Source organism: Parasphingorhabdus litoris DSM 22379 (assembly GCF_020906275.1).
GTDB lineage: Bacteria > Pseudomonadota > Alphaproteobacteria > Sphingomonadales > Sphingomonadaceae > Parasphingorhabdus > Parasphingorhabdus litoris.
In genome coordinates, this window is record NZ_CP086727.1 from 3,413,201 (window position 1) to 3,436,516 (window position 23,316).

At 54.5% G+C, this 23,316-nt stretch carries 6 protein-coding genes; 1 reads left to right on the plus strand and 5 read right to left on the minus strand.

The genetic code is table 11. The annotated features are described in order from the left end of the window. Positions 1-72: 72 nt before the first annotated feature. Genes BS29_RS16555 through BS29_RS16575 form a run of 5 tightly spaced genes read right to left on the minus strand, consistent with a single transcriptional unit; the run spans position 73 to position 20,513 of the window. A complete protein-coding gene (locus tag BS29_RS16555) occupies positions 73-2,223 on the minus strand; it encodes an HlyD family efflux transporter periplasmic adaptor subunit (RefSeq protein WP_229954733.1) in 2,151 nt (716 codons plus the stop codon). Next, positions 2,220-3,647, minus strand: a complete 1,428-nt coding sequence (locus BS29_RS16560; RefSeq protein WP_229954734.1) for an efflux RND transporter periplasmic adaptor subunit — start codon at positions 3,645-3,647, stop codon at positions 2,220-2,222. The genes BS29_RS16555 and BS29_RS16560 overlap by 4 nt, the downstream gene beginning before the upstream one ends. Beyond that, entirely contained in the window at positions 3,595-4,569 is a 975-nt protein-coding gene (locus tag BS29_RS16565) for an efflux RND transporter periplasmic adaptor subunit (RefSeq protein ID WP_229954735.1), read from the minus strand. The genes BS29_RS16560 and BS29_RS16565 overlap by 53 nt, the downstream gene beginning before the upstream one ends. A 23-nt stretch (positions 4,570-4,592) precedes the next feature. After that, positions 4,593-6,080: a TolC family protein gene (locus BS29_RS16570; protein WP_229954736.1), complete on the minus strand. Its 1,488-nt coding sequence runs from the start codon at positions 6,078-6,080 to the stop codon at positions 4,593-4,595. Positions 6,081-6,101: 21 nt separating this feature from the next. After that, complete coding sequence (locus tag BS29_RS16575) at positions 6,102-20,513, minus strand: Ig-like domain-containing protein (protein ID WP_229954737.1); 14,412 nt, start codon at positions 20,511-20,513, stop codon at positions 6,102-6,104. Between the two features lie 697 nt (positions 20,514-21,210). On the opposite strand from BS29_RS16575, the gene BS29_RS16580 reads away from it, so the two are divergent. Beyond that, positions 21,211-23,316, plus strand: coding sequence for a TonB-dependent siderophore receptor (locus BS29_RS16580; RefSeq protein ID WP_229954738.1), 2,106 nt, complete (start codon positions 21,211-21,213; stop codon positions 23,314-23,316).

Here is a 23,316-nt window from a genome sequence, read left to right on the forward strand (position 1 = left end):
TTGAGGCAAGCATAAATCAGATTGGTTAAAGAAGCGAATCAGTTAAACAATCGGGGCTAGCGCAAGACTAGGTTAATTGGTCAGGGAAGCTTCGCTTCTGAAGAGACGCGTCACTTTGTCGAGCAAACCGCCAGCAACCGACCGGCCGGTTGCCGCGATTTCAACACTGCCGGGGGTGAGCTGCAAAGCCTCACCATCCTTATAGACTTTTTTCGAGGCGATCAGGCGCACACGGTAAAGGGCGGCGCGGGGCCGCAGGACATTCTCATCCTTGTCCGAGGCGATCGGCCCGCCATTGACGGAAGCCAATATCGGCTGATCAATTCTCTCCACTGCATTGGTCGACTTCTCGACCAGCATGGCGGCCCGGGATGCCTGTACCGGATCATCCGGAACAAAGCGGCCGCGCGCGTCTTTGGATATGCGCCAGATATCATCTTCACTGACATAGGCTTGAATATCATAGTCATCGGATGTCACAATATAGGCAATGGGCTCCGCCCCGCCGAGCCAACGCCCGCTGTGAATATCCGGCGACAAATCCGTCACAATCCCGGCAATCGGCGCGCGCAGGATGAGGCGCTCGCTGCGCAGTTCAAGGCCAGCAAGCTGGTCCTGCTCCTGCTTCAATTCGCGTTCGAGGACCATGCGATTGGACAGATCAATCTCGTCCGCCGCACCGCGACCAAATTGCAGTTGCAGGTTGGCTATTCTGACCTTGGTGGCCGCGATGGACTGTTCCAGCTCGGGAGCAGAGAGTTGAACCAGTGGCGCGCCGGCCGCAACTCTCTGGCCATTCTCAACAAACAGCTTTTCCACCTTGCCCGGGTCACCGGCGACAATCGGAGACGCCCCAATTGGAGTGAGCACGGCAGGTGCGCTGATATGGCGATCGAGCGGCAACAGGCAGAGCAGCAGCGCTATGCCGCTTCCAATCAACAGCAACCGCGTCCGTGAAGTGGCCAAGATCCGATCCTTCATGCTCGCCCAGACCTTGAATTCCGAAAGCACCGGACGGGCAATGAACACGGCAATTTCAACAACGAACAGGATCACCCCGAGCAATTTGAAAAACAGCGTGTAGACCAACAGCGCGATACCGATAAAAAGGAACAGGCGGTAGACCCACGTCATCCACGCATAGACGATCATCCCGCGGCGCAATCGGTCGGGCACCTGTTCGGGTGCCTCATCACCCAATGCGAATAGCATCTCACGCAGCCGCCAGCGGCCCAGTGCGAAGGCGCGCGGTTGCAGATTGGGCACGCCGAGCCAGTCGGACAAGACATAATAGCCATCAAAACGCATGAACGGATTGAGGTTGATCGCAAGGCTCATCACCCAGCTGGTGGTGGCAAGAATGAAGGCGACGCTGCGGAGCATACCGTCGGGCAGCAGCACCCAGGCCATGGTCGCAAGGCCCGCGATCATCAGCTCGACCGTGACACCGGCACAATCGATCATCAGCCGCTGCTTGCGCGAGGTCAGCCGCCACGCGCCGGATGTATCGGTATAGAGAACGGGCATCATCACCAGAAAGCTGACCCCCATGCTCGGCACCCGGCAGCCAAAGCGGGTGGCGGTATAGGCGTGGCCCAGCTCATGGAGAATCTTGATCACAAACAGGCCGATCCCATAGGCGATGAGACCCTGCCAACTGAAGAAATAGAGAAAGGATGCAAGGAAGCTGTCCCACTGGCGCGAAACCAGAAACAGGCCGGTGAGGGCCAGCAAGGCGAAGAAGGTCAGGGCCGGATAGGACCAGAGCGGCGCAACCTTGTCGATCGTTCGTTCCAGAAAAGCCGCCGGTTTGACAATCGGGATGCGGATGAACAGATAATTATCCAGCATCCATTTCCACCAGGCTTTTTTGGCGGTTTCCCGCTGCTCCGTAAAGCTCGCAACCGTGTCACCCATCGGCGTCACGGTGAGGCTGTTGGTCAGGGAAAAGTCGACGACCTGACCAAAGGCGTTATTGATTTCTTCCTCGTCCAGACCTTCAGCGACAAGATCATCATTGACCTTCGCCAGATCACCGGATGCCCAGCGGGAGAGGATGCGATATTCAATTCTGCCCAATTGAAAGAACAGATGCCGCACCGGGTCAAACAGAGTCCAGCTGGGTGCACCGGTGACCAGAGCCGCGCCCGGCTCAATCCGCAATTCTTGCCGCAATGGCGGCAATAAGGGCCGTTCCGGTTCGACAGGCACAGCAGCGGTCATAGGCCGATAGTTTGTCTAAAGCTCGCAATCGGGCGCTTGAGCAGCGAATAGATGAGCGGCACCCACTCGCCATAAAGCTTGGCGGTGCCGCGCGAGCCAATGCGCGGATTGTCCGACGTCGGTTGGGCTGTCACCGCAAAAGCCAAAATGCCTTCTGCAGTCTGCCGTGCCTGATAGCTGGCATGTTCAACCTTGCCTTCGATGGCCCAGAGTGGTTGTGCATCTAGCCAGACTTTTACGCGCGATCCATTTTCCAGCGCCATTTGTTCCGCAGCGGGCAAATCAATCCGCAGTGCGATCTCGCCCGGGTCGGCGACCTGCAATATCGGATCGCCGACATTGACGGCCCGCCCTTCCCAGTCACGGCGGTCGCTATAAATTGCCATCCCGCCACGTGGGGCTTTGATCTGCGACAAGCCCATAACATCATTGGCGAAATTATAGTCGGCCTGGGCCAGTTCATATTCCGCGCGCAGGGTTGCGATCTCACGGGTTTCATCATCCTCCCCAAAGGCGGTACTGGTCGACCGGTCTACGCGCGCCTTGGCCACGGCCAGTTTTTCCTGCGCCAGCTTCAGTTCGTTCGACAGCTTCACGTCATCAAAGGACACGAGCAATGCGCCTTCTTCGACCGCTGCATTGGGTGCCACATGGATACGCGAAATCACGCCGGAAAAGGGGGCAGCAACCATGAACGGACGTGCGGCCACAACCTCCACAGGTGCCAAGGCGGTCATACGTACCGGGAAGAGCGCGATCACCAACAGCGCGACCAATATGCCGATTTTCTCTTTGCGGCCAAAGCGGCCAATGCGCTTGACCGGCTTGTCTCCGGTCAGCGCTCGCCAGCTATGCGAAACGGTTTCGGAAAGCCGTGTCAGCCGATAGCCTTCACCTTCGCGAAACGGCGCTTCACGCATCACCAGCAGCCCGCCAAACACCTTGCCCTCGCTGTCCAGCAACGGCTGCCAGCGGCATTCGCTATAGGGATATTCCGCCAGCGCGGAATCTTCGCTCATCGCCCCGAGGGTGAAATCATGCGGCCGGTCCAGACCATCATTTTTGGCCAGTTTAGCAATCAGCTTTTCCATCGCCTGAATCAGCGGAGCGTTGCGATCGACCGATGATATGCTCGACGCACAGACGATGTGAAAATCATCACCAATACGCGGCTGCCGCGCGATGAACATCTGCTCATAGGGCAGGATGCGGCGCAATTCATTGGCAACATGATAATGAAGCTCGGCCACCCCCGGCTTGCGACGCACTTCCGCTTCAAATTGCAGCAAGCTGGCGAGCATATTGGCATCACCGGATATCGGTGCTGCCCCCGAGGCTACAGGTAATATCGCAATGGGCGCGGGGTCGGAATCAGGAGGGCTGGCGGCCATCGGCTTTTGCTGCTTCTGATTTAGCTGGGGCATCGGACGATGCTTTTTCCGCCGCGCTCTGTGCTGGTTTGTCCGACGGTTTCACAAACACGCCGGTACCGCTCATCCCCGGCAGGACCAGGCTTTCGGTTTTGTCGACATTGCCGGTCACGCGGATGGTCTTGCTCACCGGATCTACCGACGCGCCTAACCGGGTGATCTGGCCCGTGACATCTGCACCGGTTTCGTCGATCTTGAAAGTGAAGTCCGCGCCGGGACGAAGCCATGTGAGCCAGTTACTCGGTACGATCAGCTCTACCTCTAGATCGCCGCCACTCTGAATCGTCAGCAACGGCTGCCCGCTTGCCGCAATCTCTCCGCGACCCGCAATTTCCTCAACCACTGTGCCAGAAAATGGCGCGTAGACAGCGCAATCGGTCAGGTTTGCCTTGATCGCATTGGCCTCGGCATTGGCTTTGCCGAGATTGGCTTTGGCCACCGCGACCTCATTCTTGCCAATCGCTTCATACTGGTCGAGCTCGACATTGGTTTTGTAAGTGACATTATAGGCATTGGCCGCCGCTTGCGCAGCTTTCAGCTCTGCACGAATGGCTGAACAATCAAATTGCGCGAGCAGAGCGCCTTTGCGGAAACTCTGACCCTTGCCAAAGGGCATGGACGTAATCCGGGCAGTCATCCGCGAGGCGACCGTTGATTCCTGCTTGGGCTTGATAACGCCACGCACGTCAGGATCCGGACTGGGTTCCGGTTTCTCGGCCTGTGCCTCGGCTGTTTCCTCAGCCTGTTCCTCGGCCGCGCCCGCAGCTGCTTCGTTGCTGGACCAGTCCGTACCGTCACCGCTGCTGGCAACGGCCACGCCAATGACAGCGGCAAGCGCAATGCCGCCACCCCATAGCCATGGCGCCTTTGATTTTTCCCCGGTGTCCGAGGCTTCATCCTCGGGTGCGTCACTCATTGAACGTACTTTCTATTGCTCGGCTATTGATCCAGTTTCATCGCCGCTTCGCGTTCCTGCCACAGGTTCGTTAGGGATGCAGTCAATGTGCTGACATCCTCGCGACCTGTCAGATCGGGGGCAAAATCATCTATGCCCATCGATGCGAACAGATTGGCATAGGCATTTTGCGCCTCGGCATAGGCTATATCATATTTCACCTCTGCAACCAGCGTGTTCATTTCCTCGCGCAGCAAGGTTTGTTGGCTCATTGCGCCAGCCTTGTGGCCCGCACGAATCTGATAGAGGATCTTATCCTGCACCCGGTGTTGATGTTCGGCGGTCTGCAATTCTTCCTGCAAATGACCAAAGCGCGCCCGCGAGACATGGACCTGCGTCATCACCGCCATGGTCAGCGCCAGTTCGCGCTGCCGCAACAGGTCATCCTGTGCCCGCACCGCCTTTTTCTTCGGACCCAGCTTGAACAGGTTGAGCACGTTCCAGCTCGCCTGCGCGCCATATTGGAACCAGTTATTGTTGAACAGGAAGTCGTTGGAATCGACATTCACACCTAAGATACCGCGGAAACTGGGTAGAGCTGAGAGCAGGGCCGCATCTAGTTCCTTGCTGTTAATCCGCTGACGATAGCTAACCTCACGCAGTTCGGCGCGATTTTTCAGCGCCGTCATCATCATATCTTCGCCGGAATATTTGACGGCGGGCAAATTGTCCGTCCGGTCTGGCAATACCAGCGAGAAGTTGGTGCCTGGACGCAGGTTCATAAGCGCTGCGAGTTGCGCCTTGGCAACCACAAGTTCACGCTGCAACTTCCGGATCTCGGCCTGAATCTGCACCAGTTCGCGCTGATAGGTCAGTGCTGTCAGCGGCGCGGATAGGCGGCGTTCCGCCAGCCGTTCGCTATTATCCAGCGTGGTGCTGACATTGCCTTCCAGTTCCTTGAGCTTGGTCAGCAGGCGTTCGGCGCTCACTGCGCGCCAATAAGAGGTGCGGACATCTTCGATAATCCGGTTCGCCACTTTCCGCCGGCGTTCCTGCGAGATCAAAAATTCATCGGCCTTTTGCTGCGAACGGACATAGGACAAGCCGAAGTCGAGCACATCCCAGCTAAGCGACAAGTCGCCCGTGAAAATATCCCGCTCGGCGGAAGTTGATGGTTCGAGCGACTGACGCCGCGTTATCAAGGACAGCGAGCTGGCACCGGAGAAATTATTGCGCCCGGCATAGCCTGCATTGGCAACCAATTGCGGCAGCATGTCATAGCGCGACAGATTAAGCTCCCGGTTCTTGAGGGCCTCTTCCATCAGCTCGACTTTATAATCGAGATTATATTTGAGCGCCCGCGCCATGGCTTCATAGAGATTGATCGGAGCTGTTACGGGCTCCTGATCCGCATCCACCGCAACAATATTTTCACGCGCAGTCGTATCGATTTGCGTTGGTGTCAGTGGTTTGGGATTGACCGCACAGCCTGCCAGTAAGACCAGTGCCGAAATACTCAGAGTCTGTTTCATGTACATATTCTGCTTCCCCATCTAAGCCTTGAACGCAGCAAGCAACTGCGCTGTTTCATCTGCAGCGCTGGCATCTGCCATTGCCATGACACTGCCCAGGGGAGCAGCGCCGTTCATGTTCTGAGAAAGCTTCAGCTTCTCATCAATCTGGATCTCACCCGTTGCACCTTGAATTACAACAGGAATTTCAATCACTTGTCCATCTGCGCGGATGGCCCGTACGATCAAGCGAACGGTTTCCGCGTCCACTGGTCGTTCAATAATCGCGAGGCCGCGCGCATCCATGCGGATCCAGCCAGGCAGCGGACTGCCATCACGGGTGCGCAGCTGATATTCGGTTATGCGCGGATCACTCTCGGCCCCGATATCGCGAACTTCCATATAGATGACCCGGTCGCGGACGACAGATTCGATCATCACCTGATCACTGCCGGTCGACAGCTGGCGCACCGAGAAGCCGGTGAGACCTTCCACAAGGAAATCACCGAAGCGCGGATCAAACAGACGGTCCGCACCAAAACGCAGATCGCGAATTTTGTCGAGTTGGTCGACCACATCGCTGATTGGATTGCCATTCACATCAAAGGCCCCAACGCCGTTTAGCGAACGCAGTCCGTTCACGGCTGTCAGCAACGGTCTGTCTCCGCCCAGATCCGGCGTGTTGTTCAGCGAGCGGAAGCTGTTGACCGTATCGTCGATAATCAGTGGTGTCGTGATGAACTCCATGTTCGGATCGATCGTGGTACTTGGCGGTTCGCTATCGGGATAACCGATGCCCGGATTGCCCAGCAATTCGTTCACATTGGCATTGGCCTGCGTCACAATCACAGTGGCGGTGGATTCCACAAAGCCGCCCTGCCCGTCGCTGACAATATAGGTGATGGTCGCGACGCCCTGAAACTCGGCTGGCGCAAAATGGGAAATCGTACCGTCGGGATTGATCACCACGGTTCCGATATCAACCTTGGCGGTGAACACACTTAGCGGGTCACCATCCGGATCACTGCCATTGGCGAGCACATCGATAATCGTTTCCGCGCCACCAATGCCGAATACTTGTTCATCCCCATCAACCGGCACTTCATTGACGTTGCGGACTGTGACCGCCACGGTCGCACTAGACGTACCACCATTACCATCGCTAATGGTATAAGTGATTGTATCTGTACCAAAAAAGTCAACATTCGGTGTGTAAGTAATCGTTCCATCCGGATTGATCGTAACTGTACCGTTGGCCGCAATGGCGTTGGTAACGGTCAGCGGATCACCATCCAAATCGACATCATTGGCAAGCACTGGAATGACCAGCGGCACCTCTTCATCCGTATCGGCAATATCATTTGCCGCGACCGGCGGGTCATTAACCGGTGTAACGGTTACAGTGATCGTCTGGGTCGTGAAACCGCCATTGCCGTCACTGACCTGGTAAGTAATCACATCGGTACCATTGAAATTTGGATCAGGCGTATAGGTGATTGTGCCATCGGGGTTGATCGTCACCGTGCCATTGGGCGAGGTCGCGCTGGTAATGGTCAACGGATCGCCATCGACATCGGTCGCGTTGTCGAGCGGCGACAAGGTGACAGGCGTATCTTCCGGCGTCTCTGCAACGCTAGGCGTTACCACCGGCGGATCGTTGACCGGCGTGACATCAACTGTCACGGTTGCCGTGGATGTCCCGCCCTGACCATCGCTAATCGTGTAGGTGATGGTTGTCGGACCGTTGAAATCCGGATTGGGCGTGAACGTCACCGTGCCATCAGGATTGATAACCACCGTTCCGTCCGGCGAGCTGGCGTCCGTTACGGTCAGCGGATCGCCATCGGCATCGGTATCATTGCCAAGCACAGGAATCGTGACCGGTGCGTCCTCGGGTGTCGTAACATTGTCATTTACCGCCACGGGTACATCATTTACCGGATTAACGGTGACGGTTGCAGTGGTCGTTGCAAAGCCACCATTGCCGTCAGAGACCGTATATGTGATCGTATCGATGCCGTTGAAATTCGGGTCTGGCGTGTAAGTCACAGTGCCATCAGGGTTGATGACCACTGTCCCATTGGGCGCGCTGGCCGCCGTAACCGTCAATGGATCGCCATCAGCATCACTATCATTGTCAAGCACCGATACCGTCACCGGCGTGTCCTCGTCCGTTTGAGCTATATCCGGAGTGGCCACTGGCGCGTCATTGACCGGATCAACTGTCAAGGTAACCGTTGCCGTAGCCGTGCCGCCATTGCCGTCACTAATGGTATAGGTCACGGTCGTTGTGCCATTGAAATTCGGATTGGGCGTGAACGTCACGGCGCCATCAGGATTGATCGTAACCTGGCCATCTGGCGAGGTTGCTCCCGTCACGATGAGAGGATCGCCATCCACATCCGTGTCATTGCCAAGCACGTTCAGCGTGACCGGCGTGTCTTCTGGCGTGGTTGCGACATCATCATTTGCGACCGGCGGATCGTTCACCGGATTGACCGTTACATTAACAGTCGCAGTTGCTGTCCCGCCCTGCCCATCGCTAATCGTATAGGCGATAGTCGTTTGACCGTTGAAATCCGGATTGGGTGTGAATGTCACAGTGCCATCAGGATTGATCACCACCGTACCGTCTGGCGAACTGGCATTGGTGACGGTCAGCGGATCGCCATCAACGTCACTGTCATTAGCCAGTACCGGAATGGTAACCGGCGTTTCTTCATCCGTTACCGTCGCATCATTCACAGCAACCGGTGGATCGTTCACAGGGCCAACAGTGACTGTAACCGTCGCGGTTGATGTCCCGCCATTGCCGTCACTGATGGTATAGGTAATCGTATCCGTACCGTTGAAATCCTGGTTGGGCGTGTAGTCAATCGTGCCGTCCGGCCGGATAACCACAGTACCATTAGCGGCGCTAGCGGTTGTCACAGAGAGCGTATCACCATCAGGATCATTGTCGTTAGCAAGAACCGCTATGTTGACCGGCAGGTCTTCTGATGTCGATGCTGTATCATTTACGGCAATCGGCGGCGGATTGGTAATCGTCCAGGTGAAGTCCTGATCCACCGTGCCGCCATTGCCATCGTCGGCAGTGATGGTGACGGTATAAACACCACCGTTTACTTGGCTCGCACCACTGTCAATTGTGCCGGTGATCAAGCCATTAGCGTCAATGGACAGACCAGCGGGAAGGCCGCTCGCCGTAAAGGTTAGCGGATCGCCATCAACGTCTGAGAAATTCGCAGCGACCGAGACCGAAACAGTCGCACCATCGACATTGTCACGCGGTGCGATCGGACTCGCTACCGGGTCATCATTAACCGAGCCGACATTGATTTCCACTGTTGCTGTTGATGTACCGCCATTGCCATCGCTGATCGTGTAGGTAATCGTATCGGGACCGTTATAGTCCGGATCCGGCGCATAGTTGATCGTGCCATCGGGATTGATCGTGACATCGCCGTGGCCAGCCGTGGCCAGAGTGACGGTCAGGGTATCACCATCGGGGTCGGTGTCATTACCCAGAACATCGATATCCAGCGGCGTATCTTCGGTCACCGCAATTGGGCCATCATTCGCAGCAACCGGTGGTGGATTTGTAACCGTCCAGCTAAAAGTGCTGGAAACCGTTCCACCATTGCCATCGTCAGCAGTGATGGTGACGGAATAGATGCCATCGCCATTTGGCCCACCCTGCGAAGCAGAAGGATCAATAGTGCCGGTAATGTTACCTGCCGCATCAATTGATAGACCGGGCGGCAAGCCGGTTTGACTGAAAGTCAGCGTGTCACCATCCAGGTCATCGAAATTGCCGCTAACGTCCAGTGCAATGACATCCGCGTCGGCATTGCCCAATGCGGCCAGCGGTGTCACAGTCGGATCATCATTTTCAGCACCAACAGTCACCGTAACCGTCGATGTGGAAGTACCACCCTGACCGTCACTAATCTCATAAGTGATCGTATCCGTGCCGTTGAAATTGGCATCCGGCGTATAGGTCAATGTTCCATCCGGATTGATGACAACCGTCCCGTTGGGTGCGCTCGCCGTTGTTACCGTTAACGCGTCACCATCCGGGTCATTGTCGTTAGTCAGTACATCGATGGGTGCGGTCGGCGTGTCTTCTGTTGTCGAAGCCGTATCCGCATTGGCCGTTGGACCGGGATTGCCGATCGTCCAGATAAAGCTCTGGGTCGTTTCCAGTCCGCCATCATCGGTCGCGGTTATTTCCACTTGGTAGACACCGCCATTGGTCTGGCTGGCATCAGCGTCGATCGTGCCGGTGATAAGACCATTGGCGTCAATGGATAGCCCAGCCGGCAGATTAGCAGCGGTAAAGGTGAGCACGCCACCTTCCGGATCGCTGAACAGCGGCCCGAAATCCTCACTCACAGCATCACCGTCCAGACCATCGCGGTTAGGTAATATGGTGGCATCTGGCGCGTCATTAACAGGGGCTATGACAATTGTTGCAACAGCCGTCGCAAATTCACCATTGGCGTCTTGAATTGTGTAGGTAACAGTCGCCGTTCCGTTGAAATCAGGGTCGGGCGTAAAATCGATTGTACCATCCGGCAAAATGACAGCTGTACCATTTGTTGCCACAGCTGATGTGATCACGATCGGCGTCGTCGGATCGCCATCAGGATCAACATCATTGGCGAGTACATCAAGATTGATCGGCGTATCTTCCGTACCGACAAAATTATCGTTGTTCGCCCGGGGTGGTTCGTTGGTGATGGTCCACGTAAAGGTCGTGCTGACGTTTAGCCCGGCAGCATCAGTAGCGGTAACCGTTACCGTATATTCGCCGTTCGGAACATCCGAAGACGCAGTCGCACCGGTTGTTCCGGTGACCTGGCCCGTCGCAGGATCAAAAGTCAGCCCGGTTGGCAGGCCAGTAACATTATAAGTCAGCGTCGCATCATCAACATCGCTGAAGGCTGAGCCCAGTGGGACCGAGATAACTTCATTGTTGGAATCAAACAGGTCCGGCAATCCAACGGTTTCGGGTGCATCGTTTACAGCCGTCACGGTCACTTCAACCGTCGCGGTCGCAGTGCCACCATTGCCGTCGCTGATTGTATAGACAATCGTATCCGTGCCGTTGAAATTCGGATCAGGCTGATAGGTCAATGTCCCGTCAGCTTCGATTACAATCGTGCCGTTTTCACTATTTGCGGAAATTACCGTCAGCGTATCTCCGTCGGGATCATTATCATTGGTCAGTACAGGGATGTTTACCGATGTGTCTTCGGTCGTGCTGGCCGTATCATTGGCAGCGACAGGTGCCGGGTTGTTCACGGTCCAGGTAAAGGTTGAATCCACGGTGCCGCCATTGCCGTCATCGGCGGTTACGGTCACAGTATAGACGCCGCCGTTTACCTGGCTGGCATCCGGATCAATCGTGCCGGAAATCAAGCCATTGGCATCGATCGACAGACCAGCGGGCAGGCCGGTTGCGGTGAAGGTCAGTGTGTCACCGTCGAGATCTTCAAAACTGCCACTGACATCAACCGAGACCATATCGGCATCGTCATTGGTCTGATTGTTAAGCGGTGGGTCGGCGGTCGGTGCATCATTGACTGGCGTCACCGTAACTTCAACCGTAGCAGTAGATGTGCCGCCCTGACCGTCGCTGATCGCATAGGTGATGGTGTCGGTCCCATTGAAATTGGCATTTGGCGTATAGATCAAAGTGCCGTCCAGATTGATCGCTACAGTGCCATTAGGGGCCGTAGCGCTGGTGACTGTCAGAGTGTCGCCATCCGGATCATTGTCGTTGGCAAGTACGGCAATGGGTGCGCTGGGCGTATCTTCATTAGTCGTGGCGGTGTCATTGACCGCTGTTGGCGCGGGGTTGGTAACGGTCCATGTAAACGTTCCATCCACCGTGCCACCATTGCCGTCATCCGCCGTAATCGTGACCGTGTAAACACCGCCGTTGATCTGGCTCGCGCCGGGATCAATCGTGCCGGTGATTACCCCATTGGCGTCAATCGACAATCCTGCGGGCAAACCTGTGGCGGTGAAGGTCAGCGTGTCGCCATCAAGGTCGCTGAACTTGTCGCTGACATCAACCGAGATGACATCAGCATCTTCATTGTTGAGATCCGAAATCGGGATATCGACTTCCGGTGCATCATTAACTGGCGCAACCGTCACTTCGACTGTCGCGGTGGATGTACCGCCATTGCCGTCACTGATCGTATAAGTGATCGTGTCCGTGCCGTTGAAATCCTGATTAGGCGTATAAGTGATCGTACCATCTGGATTGATCACGACTGTGCCATTGGGTGCGGTAGCCACGGTGACTGTCAGATCATCGCCATCGGGATCATTGTCATTGGCCAACACCGGAATAGTAACAGGGGTATCTTCATCGGTTGTGGCCGTGTCATTGGTAGCTGTCGGTGCCGGGTTTGTAACCGTGTAGGTGAAGGTGGTCGAGACCGTGCCACCATTGCCGTCATCTGCGGTAACCGTGACAGAATAGACACCGCCATTAACCTGGCTCGCCTGGTTATCAATCGTGCCGGTTATCAGTCCGGTATTTGGATCGATCGATAATCCGGCCGGCAGCCCGGCAGCCGTAAACGTCAAGGTATCACCATCGACATCGCTGAAATTACCGGCGGTTGGTATCGAAACGGTCTCGCCATCAATGCCGGTCACGTTGGGCAGCGGGCTATCCGCAACCGGTGCATCATTTACCGGGGTAACGGTGACATCAACTGTCGCAGTCGATGTGCCGCCATTCCCATCACTGATCGTATAGGTAATTGTATCGGTACCGTTGAAATCCTGATTGGGCGTGTAGGTGATCGTGCCATCCGGATTGATTACGACTGTGCCATTTGAAGCCGTCGCCGAGGTTACGCTAAGCGCATCGCCATCGGGATCGCTGTCATTGGCCAGCACCGGAATAGTGACAGGGGTATCTTCATCAGTTGTGGCTGTATCATCGGTGGCTACAGGTGCAGGGTTATTCACTTCCCAGACAAATGTCTGGCTCACCGTTCCGCCATTGCCATCATCTGCGGTAACCGTAACGCTGTAAATACCGTTAGAACCGGGGCCACCCTGCGAAGCATCGGGATCGATAGTACCCGTGATATTGCCGGCAGCATCAATGGACAGACCAGGCGGCAAGCCAGTTGCGGTAAAGGTTAGCGGATCGCCATCCACATCGGTGAAATTACCTGCAACCGAGACATTGATAACATCTGCATCATTGTCGTTTTGCGGCGCGATTGGCGTGGCAACCGGCGCATCATTCACCGCATTAACTGTCACTTCGACCGTTGATGTCGCGAAACCACCTTGACCATCGCTGATCGTATAAGTGATCGTGTCCGTGCCATTAAAGTCCGGATCAGGGACATAGGTCACGGTGCCGTCTGGATTTATCGTCACCGTGCCATTGGGGGCATCGGCTGCCGTTACCGTTAGTGGATCGCCATCAACATCTGTGTCATTGGCGAGTACCGCAATATCCACCGGCGTATCTTCGTCTGTGGTTGCACTGTCCATATTGGCGACCGGGGGATCGTTGACCGCATCAACGGTGACCGCAACCGTTGCCGTCGACGTACCGCCATTGCCATCGCTGATGGTATAAGTGATTGTTGTCGGACCGTTGAAATTCGGGTTTGGTGTGAAGGTGATCGTACCGTCGGGGTTGATCACCACTGTGCCATCTGGTGATGTCGCAGCCGTAACCGTAAGCGGATCACCATCGATATCCGTATCATTGCCGAGTACGCCAATGGTGACAGGCGTGTCTTCATTGGTGGTTGCGCTATCATCAACCGCTACCGGCGGATCGTTGACAGCATTGACCGTTACATCAACCGCCGCCGTGGAAGTGCCGCCATTGCCGTCACTGATCACATAGGTAATCGTGTCCATGCCGTTGAAGTCGGCATCGGGTACATAGGTCAGCGTGCCATCCGGATTGATCGTAACTGTGCCGTTGAGCGCTGTCGCCATGGTCACCGTCAGCGGATCGCCATCTGGATCAGTATCATTGGCGAGCACAGTCACATTGACTGGTGTATCTTCATTGGTGGTAGCACTGTCGTTCACCGCGGTCGGTGCCGGGTTTGTGACCGTCCAGGTAAAGGTCTGACTGCTGGTCAGGCCATCGGGATCCGTGCCAGTGATGGTTACAGAATAGACCCCGCCATTGGGTTGGCTGGCATCGCGGTCAATAGTACCGCTAACAATCCCTGTAGCAGGATCGATACTGAGCCCTGCCGGTAAACCAGTTGCACTGAAGGCCAGAGTATCGCCATCCACGTCACTGAAGAATTTACCGACATCGACAGAAACCGATTGATTATCTTCATTGATGACATCCGGTATTGCCAGCGATTCAGGCGCATCATTGACTGCCGTCACATCAACGGTAAGCGTTGCTGTCGCGGTACCGCCCTGTCCGTCGGATACGGTATAGGTGACGACTGCCTGGCCATTGAAATTCTCGGCCGGGGTGAAAGTCAGTGTACCGTCGGGATTAACTACAACCGTTCCATCAGGCGTGCTAGCCGCTGTGATGGTCAGCGGATCACCGTCCGGATCGCTGTCATTGGTCAACACTGCCACCGTGACAGGCGTATCTTCTGGGGTGGTGGCTGTATCATTCACTGCGATCGGCGGAACATTCTGAATCGAATAGACAAAGGTTGTCGATACGGATTCACCGGACGGATCGGTGGCCGTTACCGTAACAATGAATGGTCCGTTGACCGAACTGTCCGAAGCGAGCGTGCCAGTGATCAGGCCTGTATCGGGGTCGATCGCCAAAGAAGGTGGCAAGCCGGAAGCACTAAAGGTCAGATCATCACCATCAACGTCATCAAATCCCTGTGCCGTTGGGATGGAGACCGTTCCCCCGTCTTCACCATTTTGATTGGCCAGGCCAACAGTGGTTGGACCGTCATTAACCGGCGTGACCGTAACCGTGACTGTTGCGGTCGAGAAACCGCCTTCGCCATCACTAATGGTATAGATGATCGTATCTTCACCATTGAAATTGGCATTTGGTGAATAAGCAAGCGTGCCGTCTGGATTGATAGTAACCGTGCCGTTGCCGGCCTCTGCCTCAGTGACGGTCAGCGGATCACCGTCGGAATCGACATCATTGCTCAGCACCGCAATATTGACGTCTGTATCCTCGTTCGTTGTGATACTGTCATTGCTGGCCACCGGTGCAGGATTGGTAACGGTCCATGTAAAGGTCGTGGATACCGTGCCGCCACGACCATCATCGGCCGTCACGGTTATGGAATATACGCCGCCATTTACCTGGCTGGCGCTGCGATCAATTGTGCCGGAGATAACACCTGTGGAGGGGTCAATCGTCAAGCCAGCGGGCAGGCCGGAAGCGGTGTAGGACAGCGTATCGCCATCCGGGTCACTGAATGCCCCCGCCACCGGCAAATTGATAACCTGGCTGTCCAGATTGGTCTGATCGCCGATGCTGTTATTCGATATCGGTACGTCATTGACATCAGCAACGGTCACGGTGATTTCGGCCATTGATGTACCGCCCTCACCGTCTGAAATTTCATATGTGATTGTATCGGTACCATTAAATCCGGGGTTCGGTGTATAGGTAACCGTACCATCAGGATTGATCACCACACTGCCATTCAAGGCGCTGGCAGCCGTTATTGTGAGATCGTCCCCATCGGGATCACTGTCGTTGGCTAGAGGCGAGATGGTTACCGGCACATCTTCATCGGTCGATGCACTATCATCAACGGCTGTTGGGCCGGGGTTGGCGACATTGAACGTAATGGTCTGGGTTGTTGTGCCGCCATTACCGTCCGAGACAGTGATGGTTGCCGTATATGTGCCACCATTGGTTTGGCTGGCCGAATTATCAATCGTGCCGGATATCACGCCGGTATCAGGATCAATCGACAGGCCTGGCGGCAGGTCGGTCGCCGCGAAGGTCAGTGTATCGCCATCAACATCACTGAAATTGCCAGCAACCGGAACGGAAATAACCGCACCGTCTTCGGTATCCTGCGGCGGCAGCGGCGTGCCCACTGGCGCATCATTAACCGGCGCAACCGTAACAGTGATCGTCGCTGTTGCCGTACCACCTTCACCGTCACTGATCGTGTAGGTGATGGTCGCCGTACCGTTGAAATTGGCTGGCGGCACATAATTTACCTGATTGCCCACCACCGTTGCCTGGCCCACTGATGCCGCCGCAGCAATCAAAGTAATCGGATCACCATCGGGATCGCTGTCATTAGGCAGCACATCGATCAACACGGGCGTGTCTTCGTTGGTTGTGGCGGTATCGTCCACCGCCACAGGTCCCGGATTGGTAACGGTCCAGCTAAATTCCTGCGTCGTACTGAGCCCGCCCGCATCTGTTGCCGTGACAGTTACCGTGTAAACACCGTTGGAACCACCTTGGCTGGCGGATCGATCAATCGTACCAGTGATCTCGCCAGTGGCAGAATCTATGCTTAGGCCAGCAGGAAGGCCAGACACGCTATAGGTCAGGGTTGCATCATCGCTATCTGTGAAGCCGCCTGCGGTTGCAACGCTGATACCCGCATCCGCATCGACATTGACCTGTGGCGGCAATGAACCAACCGGTGTCGGCGCGTCGTTGACCGCAGCAACGGTGACGTCGACGGTTGCAGTGGATGTTCCACCTTCTCCGTCACTAATCGTATAGGTGATCGTGTCGGTACCGTTAAAGTCAGCATTGGGCGTATAGGTGATGGTCCCATTCGGATTTATCACCACCGTGCCATTATTAGCACTTGCTGTGGTTACCGTCAGATCATCACCATCAGGATCATTGTCATTGCTCAGCACATCAACGGTGACAGCTGTGTCCTCATTGGTAGACGCGCTGTCATTGGCAGCCGTTGGTCCAGGATTGGTGACGGTCCATGAGAATGTCTGGGTCGCAGGTGTTCCTTGGAAATCCGTTGCCGTAATCGTGACTGTATAGACGCCATTCGTGCCGCCCTGACTGGCACTATTGTCAATCGTTCCGGTAATCTCTCCGGTGGTGGAGTTGATCGACAATCCGGGCGGCAATCCAGTAGCACTATAGCTTATTGTTGGGCCATCAATATCAGTAAAGCCACCTGCAGTTGCGACACTGACACCCGCATCGGCATCGACATTAACCTGTGGTGGCAGCGTTCCGACCGGCTGCGGCCCGTCATTTACCGCCACCACAGTCATGTTAAAGACTGCGGTATCTGTCCCACCTTCGCCATCGCTAATGGTGTAAGTAATCACATCATTGCCATTGAAATTGGCATTGGGTGTGTATGTGAGTGTGCCGTCAGGATTGATAACAACCGTGCCATTGGACGCGCTGGCCGAAATGACGGTCAAGTCATCGCCATCCGGGTCCTGATCATTGGCTAGCACATTGACTGTAATCGGCGTGTCTTCATTGGTCGAACCGCCGTCATCATTAGCCTGTGGCCCCGGATTGGTGATTGTCCAGGCGAAGCTTTGCGTCGCAGATTCTCCATCAGGGTCAGTCGCGGTAACGACGATATTATAAACCCCGCCAGAGCCACCCTGGCTGGCGCTATTGTCAATCGTTCCGGTAATGGCACCAGTATTGGCGTTGATCGAAAGGCCCGGCGGCAAGCCGGTTGCCGAGTAGCTGAGTTCACCAAAGCCATTGTCCGGATCGCTAAATCCCTGGGAGGTACTTACGAAAATACCTTGGGCCGCATCGACATTAGTCTGGGGCGGCAGGTTACCGACCGGTACCGGCGGATCATTCACCGCTGCTATTGTCACATCGAAGGTTGCCGTCGACGTTCCACCGCGCCCGTCGCTAATCGTATAAGTGACCGTGTCAGTGCCGGAAAACCCGCTATTGGGCGTATAGTTTAAGGTACCATTGGCATTGATTGTCACAGTGCCATTATTGGCATTAGCGGCCGTAACCGTCAGCGGATCACCATCGCCATCAAAATCATTGGCCAGCACATTGATGCCGGTTATCGCGGTACCTTCATTTGTCGCCTGCGTCGCATCATTGACCGCTGTCGGCGGGTCATTAATCTCAACCACGCTGATGGTGGAAACCGCGACATTGGAACTCAGCGCAGCATTGGCAAAGCTAACAGTGATGTTACGATCCGTCTCCGAAGGTCGTTCTGTTGTATTCTCAAAGGTGATCGCTTTGAGCGCATTTTCATAAGCCGCTGCAGTTGCTCCACCGGTCAGTGAAACACCAGTATCCGTTCGAGTATAGCTTATACCACCAGCCAACGTACCCGATGCTGCGGCAGAGCCGTTGACCAGCAAACGGTCACCGGTCTGTGCATTGGTTAATGTTACAGTAGCATTTTGAACCGTGCCGTCTGGATTTGTAATACGAACGTCGCCGTCAACGATAGCGGTACCGGCCGCATTTTCGACATAGGTTCCTCGATAAGCCGAACCGCCAGCAGTGCTATCATTCCTATCGAGATCCAGCCTGGGAATAGAGACTGTTGTACCACCCGACCCCAGGTTGAAATCCAGATCACCATCATGCCTGAAACCTGCTGCACGGGCGCCTGACGCCGGATCAAGATTATAGGTGATGGTAAAGCTGCTAGTGTCTAGCCAATTAAACCGGGCTGCTGAACTTGCATCGCCTGACTCATTCAGGGTGCCTGAAGCGGTGACTTCGCCGGGTATCGAGATATCAAAATCAATATCCGATACTCCGGCATTTTCAAACGAGGATAGGGTATCTGTATCGACCGTTACCCACTCTCGGCTGCGCGGATTATTGCCCACTCCGTCGATATCAGCAACGGTGAACGAAATATCGATATTCACCGGCGCGCCGCTAGCGGCGTAGAAAACATCCCAGCGAATTTCGGTCGTAGCAATGCCAGACGCACCGCGCTCCCTCATCAGAAAATTCGGATCATCTCCTATGGTGCTGAACCGAATATCATCGCCTGCGGTTAGAGATATGACGGTTGCGCGCAGGCTGATTTGTTGACCATTAAACGTCCCGACGTCGGTCCATGTTGCCGTTGCACCTTGCCCGACACGCGTATTACTTCCAACCGGATTGCCAGCACCGTTGACGACATCGGGGGCACCTGATTGCACAGATATGGCAGTCGAAGCCAACAACCCATCCCAATTTCGCGCTATCAAAGATGCAGACTCCACCTGACCGACGCGGCTCTCAAGCGTCCAGTCGCCGCCACGCACTATGCTACCGGTATCGTCGATCGACGCAGCTATATCTGCGCCGGTTACCGCCGCCAGCGTGTTCATCAGCTGTTGACCCGCCTGATCTGCGCCAACGTCGCAGCCGTAGATTAGAATATCACCGTCAGCCGATAGCTTTGCGCCGATTGACGCCAGTGAGGAAGCAAGCGCTCCGGTTACGGATGCGCTGTCAATCCGCGTCGTGCCTAACCAGAACACCCCTTCATCACCATGACTGACAATGTGAATGGCCCCGATCTCACTGGCGCCAGCCAGGGCAGTCATCATTTGGTCAAGGCCATCGCTATTGCCGTCGATGAAGACGATTGTGCCTTTGCCGGCCCAGGTATCGGCAAGCTCTTGATAATTTTCGACACTGGTGTCGATGAATATGAAATCCTGCCCAGTAGCCGCCACGTTTTGCGCAACCAAAGCATCTTCTGAAATTTCCGGATCGCCTACGAGCGGCACCCGATTCATAACAAATCGGGAGTCATTATCGTCGATGATGAAATAGTCCTGAAAATTGGTAGGCCGAACGCCGGGCTCCCGAAAATCATAAGAAGCCGGTTCACTCCGCACTTCGACTTGCTGGACAACATTATCTTGAACGGTTCCAGCATCAAATCCTTCATCAGCAATGACAGCGCCACCAGAACCGCCTGTAACAGCGTCCTTTGCAACCACCTGCTCTTTTACAGTAATATTTTCTGAAATATTTGAAGAATATCCAGGCGCGCTATCCGGCAGAAGCACAGCATCATTGTTCACAGAATTGGTAAGTAGGGCTTCACCAGATGACGCAGATGCCTCCGACCCGACTGCAGCAATAGAAAGCGCCTCAACACCATCAGCCTCAAGCCCGCCATCCAAGCCATCAAGCACGGCCGAACCCGCCATATCGCTATCGGCAGAGTCAGGACCAGGGCCAGTTGGAAACGCGCTATCGCCGTCCCGCATAGCGATATCAACTGCAACCATGTCCGGACGGCCATTTTCCGCATAACGCTCGGATGTCGTGGGTGGCGCGAGACCAATATTCGGGATCGTATCGCCTACGGAGCCGCCCTTGCCAGAGCCAAAGAAACTGGGAGAAACAGAGCCATTTTCCAGTGCATCAGCGGCTGCCACAGTCGCAACCGCAGTTACCACAGCAGCGCCATCAAACATCATGCGCGGCTCAAGAGCAATGAGATGGGTTTGCGGTTTTTTATTTTGCTTGGCCATCTAACTCTCCGATATGAGCATTTAATTGCTATTATAATGCTTCAAGCCTGCAACGACTTGAAACAAAACAAATAGTCAATGCCCCAGACCGATTTGTTAGTGCTTATGGTTAACAGAGATGCGCAGCGGCCCGCAACCCCAAAAAGCCCATAGTTTCAGGGATTTTGTAAAATTTGGTCTCGCTTGGAGCCGAAATTTTGGCGAAGCATGCGTCATGCAATATTATGTATTTCTCTCTCTATATTTTGTATAGTGCAACAATAAATCAATTAATATAGAATTATATAATTCTATTTATAAAATATAGAATTCTTGATGATTCCCGCCATCCAGTGAGACACCAGATTCCAAAGGCGAAGTGAGGTATCTCATCTCAGCCGTACCGGTGATTCAATCGTCCTTCATACCCATTCTCACTTTTCTCCATGAAAACTTCCTTTTGATGAAGGAACGGATCGAGCATCCACTCAACGGCAGAGACCCATGAAATTTGTACATAAGTGCCTGACTTAACCGGTCATCTATCTGCACGAATTTTGGCGCTGTACAAAAACTCTCGCTTTGAATTCATAGCCTTAATGCTAATGATAATGATTCTTATTTACATATGACCGGTGGCCGACTATTCCGCTCCGCGAACAGGAACAGAGGGCTCAAAATGATAAGAAAATTACTCCTTCTTACGTCAGCTTTCGCGATGCCATCCGCGGCTTTTGCTCAAAATGACGACGATACTCGCAATGACACGACCGATGATGAAGATGTGATCATTGTTACCGGTCAGCTATCGGACTTTGGCGCACTGAAATCAGCAACACCGATCGTTGAAACGGCGCGCTCCGTTACTATCGAGACCGAAGAACAGTTTCGCGACAAAGGCGCTCTGACATTGGATGATGTCCTGAACTATGTGCCCGGGGTAGTTGGGGATACGTTCGGCTTCGCTACGCGCGGTGACTTTCCCCAGGTGCGCGGCTTCGATGCAGCGGAATATCGCGACGGCCAACAGGTGCTATTTGGTTTTTATAACAACACACGGTCTGATGTTTATGTGCTGGAGCAGGTTGAGGTGCTGAAAGGACCAGCGTCTGTACTCTACGGCAAGGGCACACCCGGCGGCATCGTTAACGCCGTTTCAAAGTTGGCAGGTCCAGACAAGCAAAGTGAAGTTGTTTTTGATGTTGGCACATTTGATCGTTACCAGGCCGCAGCCGACTTGAATGCAGAGCTTGCCGACAATCTCTTTGTGCGGTTTGTTGGCCTATACCGGAATGCCGATACGCAGATTAACTTCGTAAACGACGATGCCGTCGTGGTCATGCCTTCCATCACCTATGATGACGGCCGGACGAGGCTAACCGCGATGCTCGAATATGTCGATCGCGATAGTGATACTGCCCAGCAATTCCTCCCGCTCACCGGAACCGGCTGTGTTAGCAGCGATGTGAAGATCACACCCGCAGCGGTTTGTGTAAATGCAACGGGCGACCAGGTTGAGTTGGACACTTATCTCGGCGATCCTGCATTGAACCGCTACAATACAAACTCGACGCTGGTGAGCTTGCTCGCCAGCCATGCATTTACTGAAAATTTCTCTGTTGACGGTATTTTCCGATATAAGGATGCTGACGTCGACTACCGGCAGTCTTATATTGATTTTCTAGGCGAATTTGGTCCCCCCCGGGTCGATGCGAATGGAGATGGCGGACGGACATTTATCCGCAGCGATGCTTTTTCAGAACAGGCCGCCTTTGATCTTCGCGCGCGCTGGGCGTTCAATACCGGACCTGTAGAGCACGAACTTTTTGCCGGCTTTGCTTATCAAAATGTCACAACTGGCAACCAGTTCATTTCCCGTAGTGATCCGGTTACACGCCGCTTTGGTGCTATAAATATCTATAACCCGGTTTATGGCAACGTACCGACAGATCTTTTCGACGACGCCAACTTGATAGATATAGGGGATACCGAAACTAACGACTACGGGCTCTACCTGAACAATCAAATGTCAATCGGCGACCTCAAGCTGAATTTTGGGCTGCGTTATGACGATAGCAAAACGGAAAGCCGGGGCAATGTTCAGAAGGATGATGCGGTTTCATTCAGTGCAGGTGCTCTATATGCCTTTGAAAATGGCATTTCACCCTACGTCAGCTTCGCAGATTCTTTTGAACCGGTGATCGGAACAGACGGCCTGACCAACAATCCGCTCAAACCAAGGGAAGGAAAGCAATGGGAGGCCGGGTTAAAATATCAACCGCCCGGAACGCAAACTTACATCACCCTCGCTTATTTCGACATTGAAGAATCCAACCTGCCCAATCCCTCTTCCTTGATCAATCAGCCAGACAGTCAACAAGAGGGCGTTGGCACCGTCAAAGGGTTTGAACTGCAGGCCCAAACCACCCTTGGCGATTGGTATCTCGAATTTAACGGCAGCATATTGGATACGGAAACAGCGGACGGCGTCCCATTTGCCTCCATCCCGGAAGAACAAGCCTCGGCATGGGTACAATATCAACCGTCCATGGGCTTGTGGGATGGCTTTAAGCTCGGGTTCGGCTTACGCTATGTTGGTGACAATGAAAGCAACGGCACAGGAGCCGTCGGTCCCATCCGTGTCGTAACCGATGGCAATATTCTCGGTGATTTTCTGCTGGGCTATGAAACAGAACATTGGGATGTCACTTTTAACGTCCGCAACATCACGAACGAGCGTTATTTCTCTACCTGCCTGGCGCGCGGCGACTGTTTCGTGGCTGAAGAACGAACCGCAGTGGTTCGCGTCGGATATAAGTTCTGA

What these genes read in the sequence shown, in the direction of transcription:
- BS29_RS16555 (WP_229954733.1), bottom strand. Translation starts at nt 2,223, where the DNA reads ATGACCGCTGCTGTGCCTGTCGAACCGGAACGGCCCTTATTGCCGCCA.
- BS29_RS16570 (WP_229954736.1), bottom strand. Translation starts at nt 6,080, where the DNA reads ATGAAACAGACTCTGAGTATTTCGGCACTGGTCTTACTGGCAGGCTGT.
- BS29_RS16580 (WP_229954738.1), top strand. Translation starts at nt 21,211, where the DNA reads ATGCCATCCGCGGCTTTTGCTCAAAATGACGACGATACTCGCAATGAC.
- BS29_RS16575 (WP_229954737.1), bottom strand. Translation starts at nt 20,513, where the DNA reads ATGGCCAAGCAAAATAAAAAACCGCAAACCCATCTCATTGCTCTTGAG.
- BS29_RS16565 (WP_229954735.1), bottom strand. Translation starts at nt 4,569, where the DNA reads ATGAGTGACGCACCCGAGGATGAAGCCTCGGACACCGGGGAAAAATCA.
- BS29_RS16560 (WP_229954734.1), bottom strand. Translation starts at nt 3,647, where the DNA reads ATGCCCCAGCTAAATCAGAAGCAGCAAAAGCCGATGGCCGCCAGCCCT.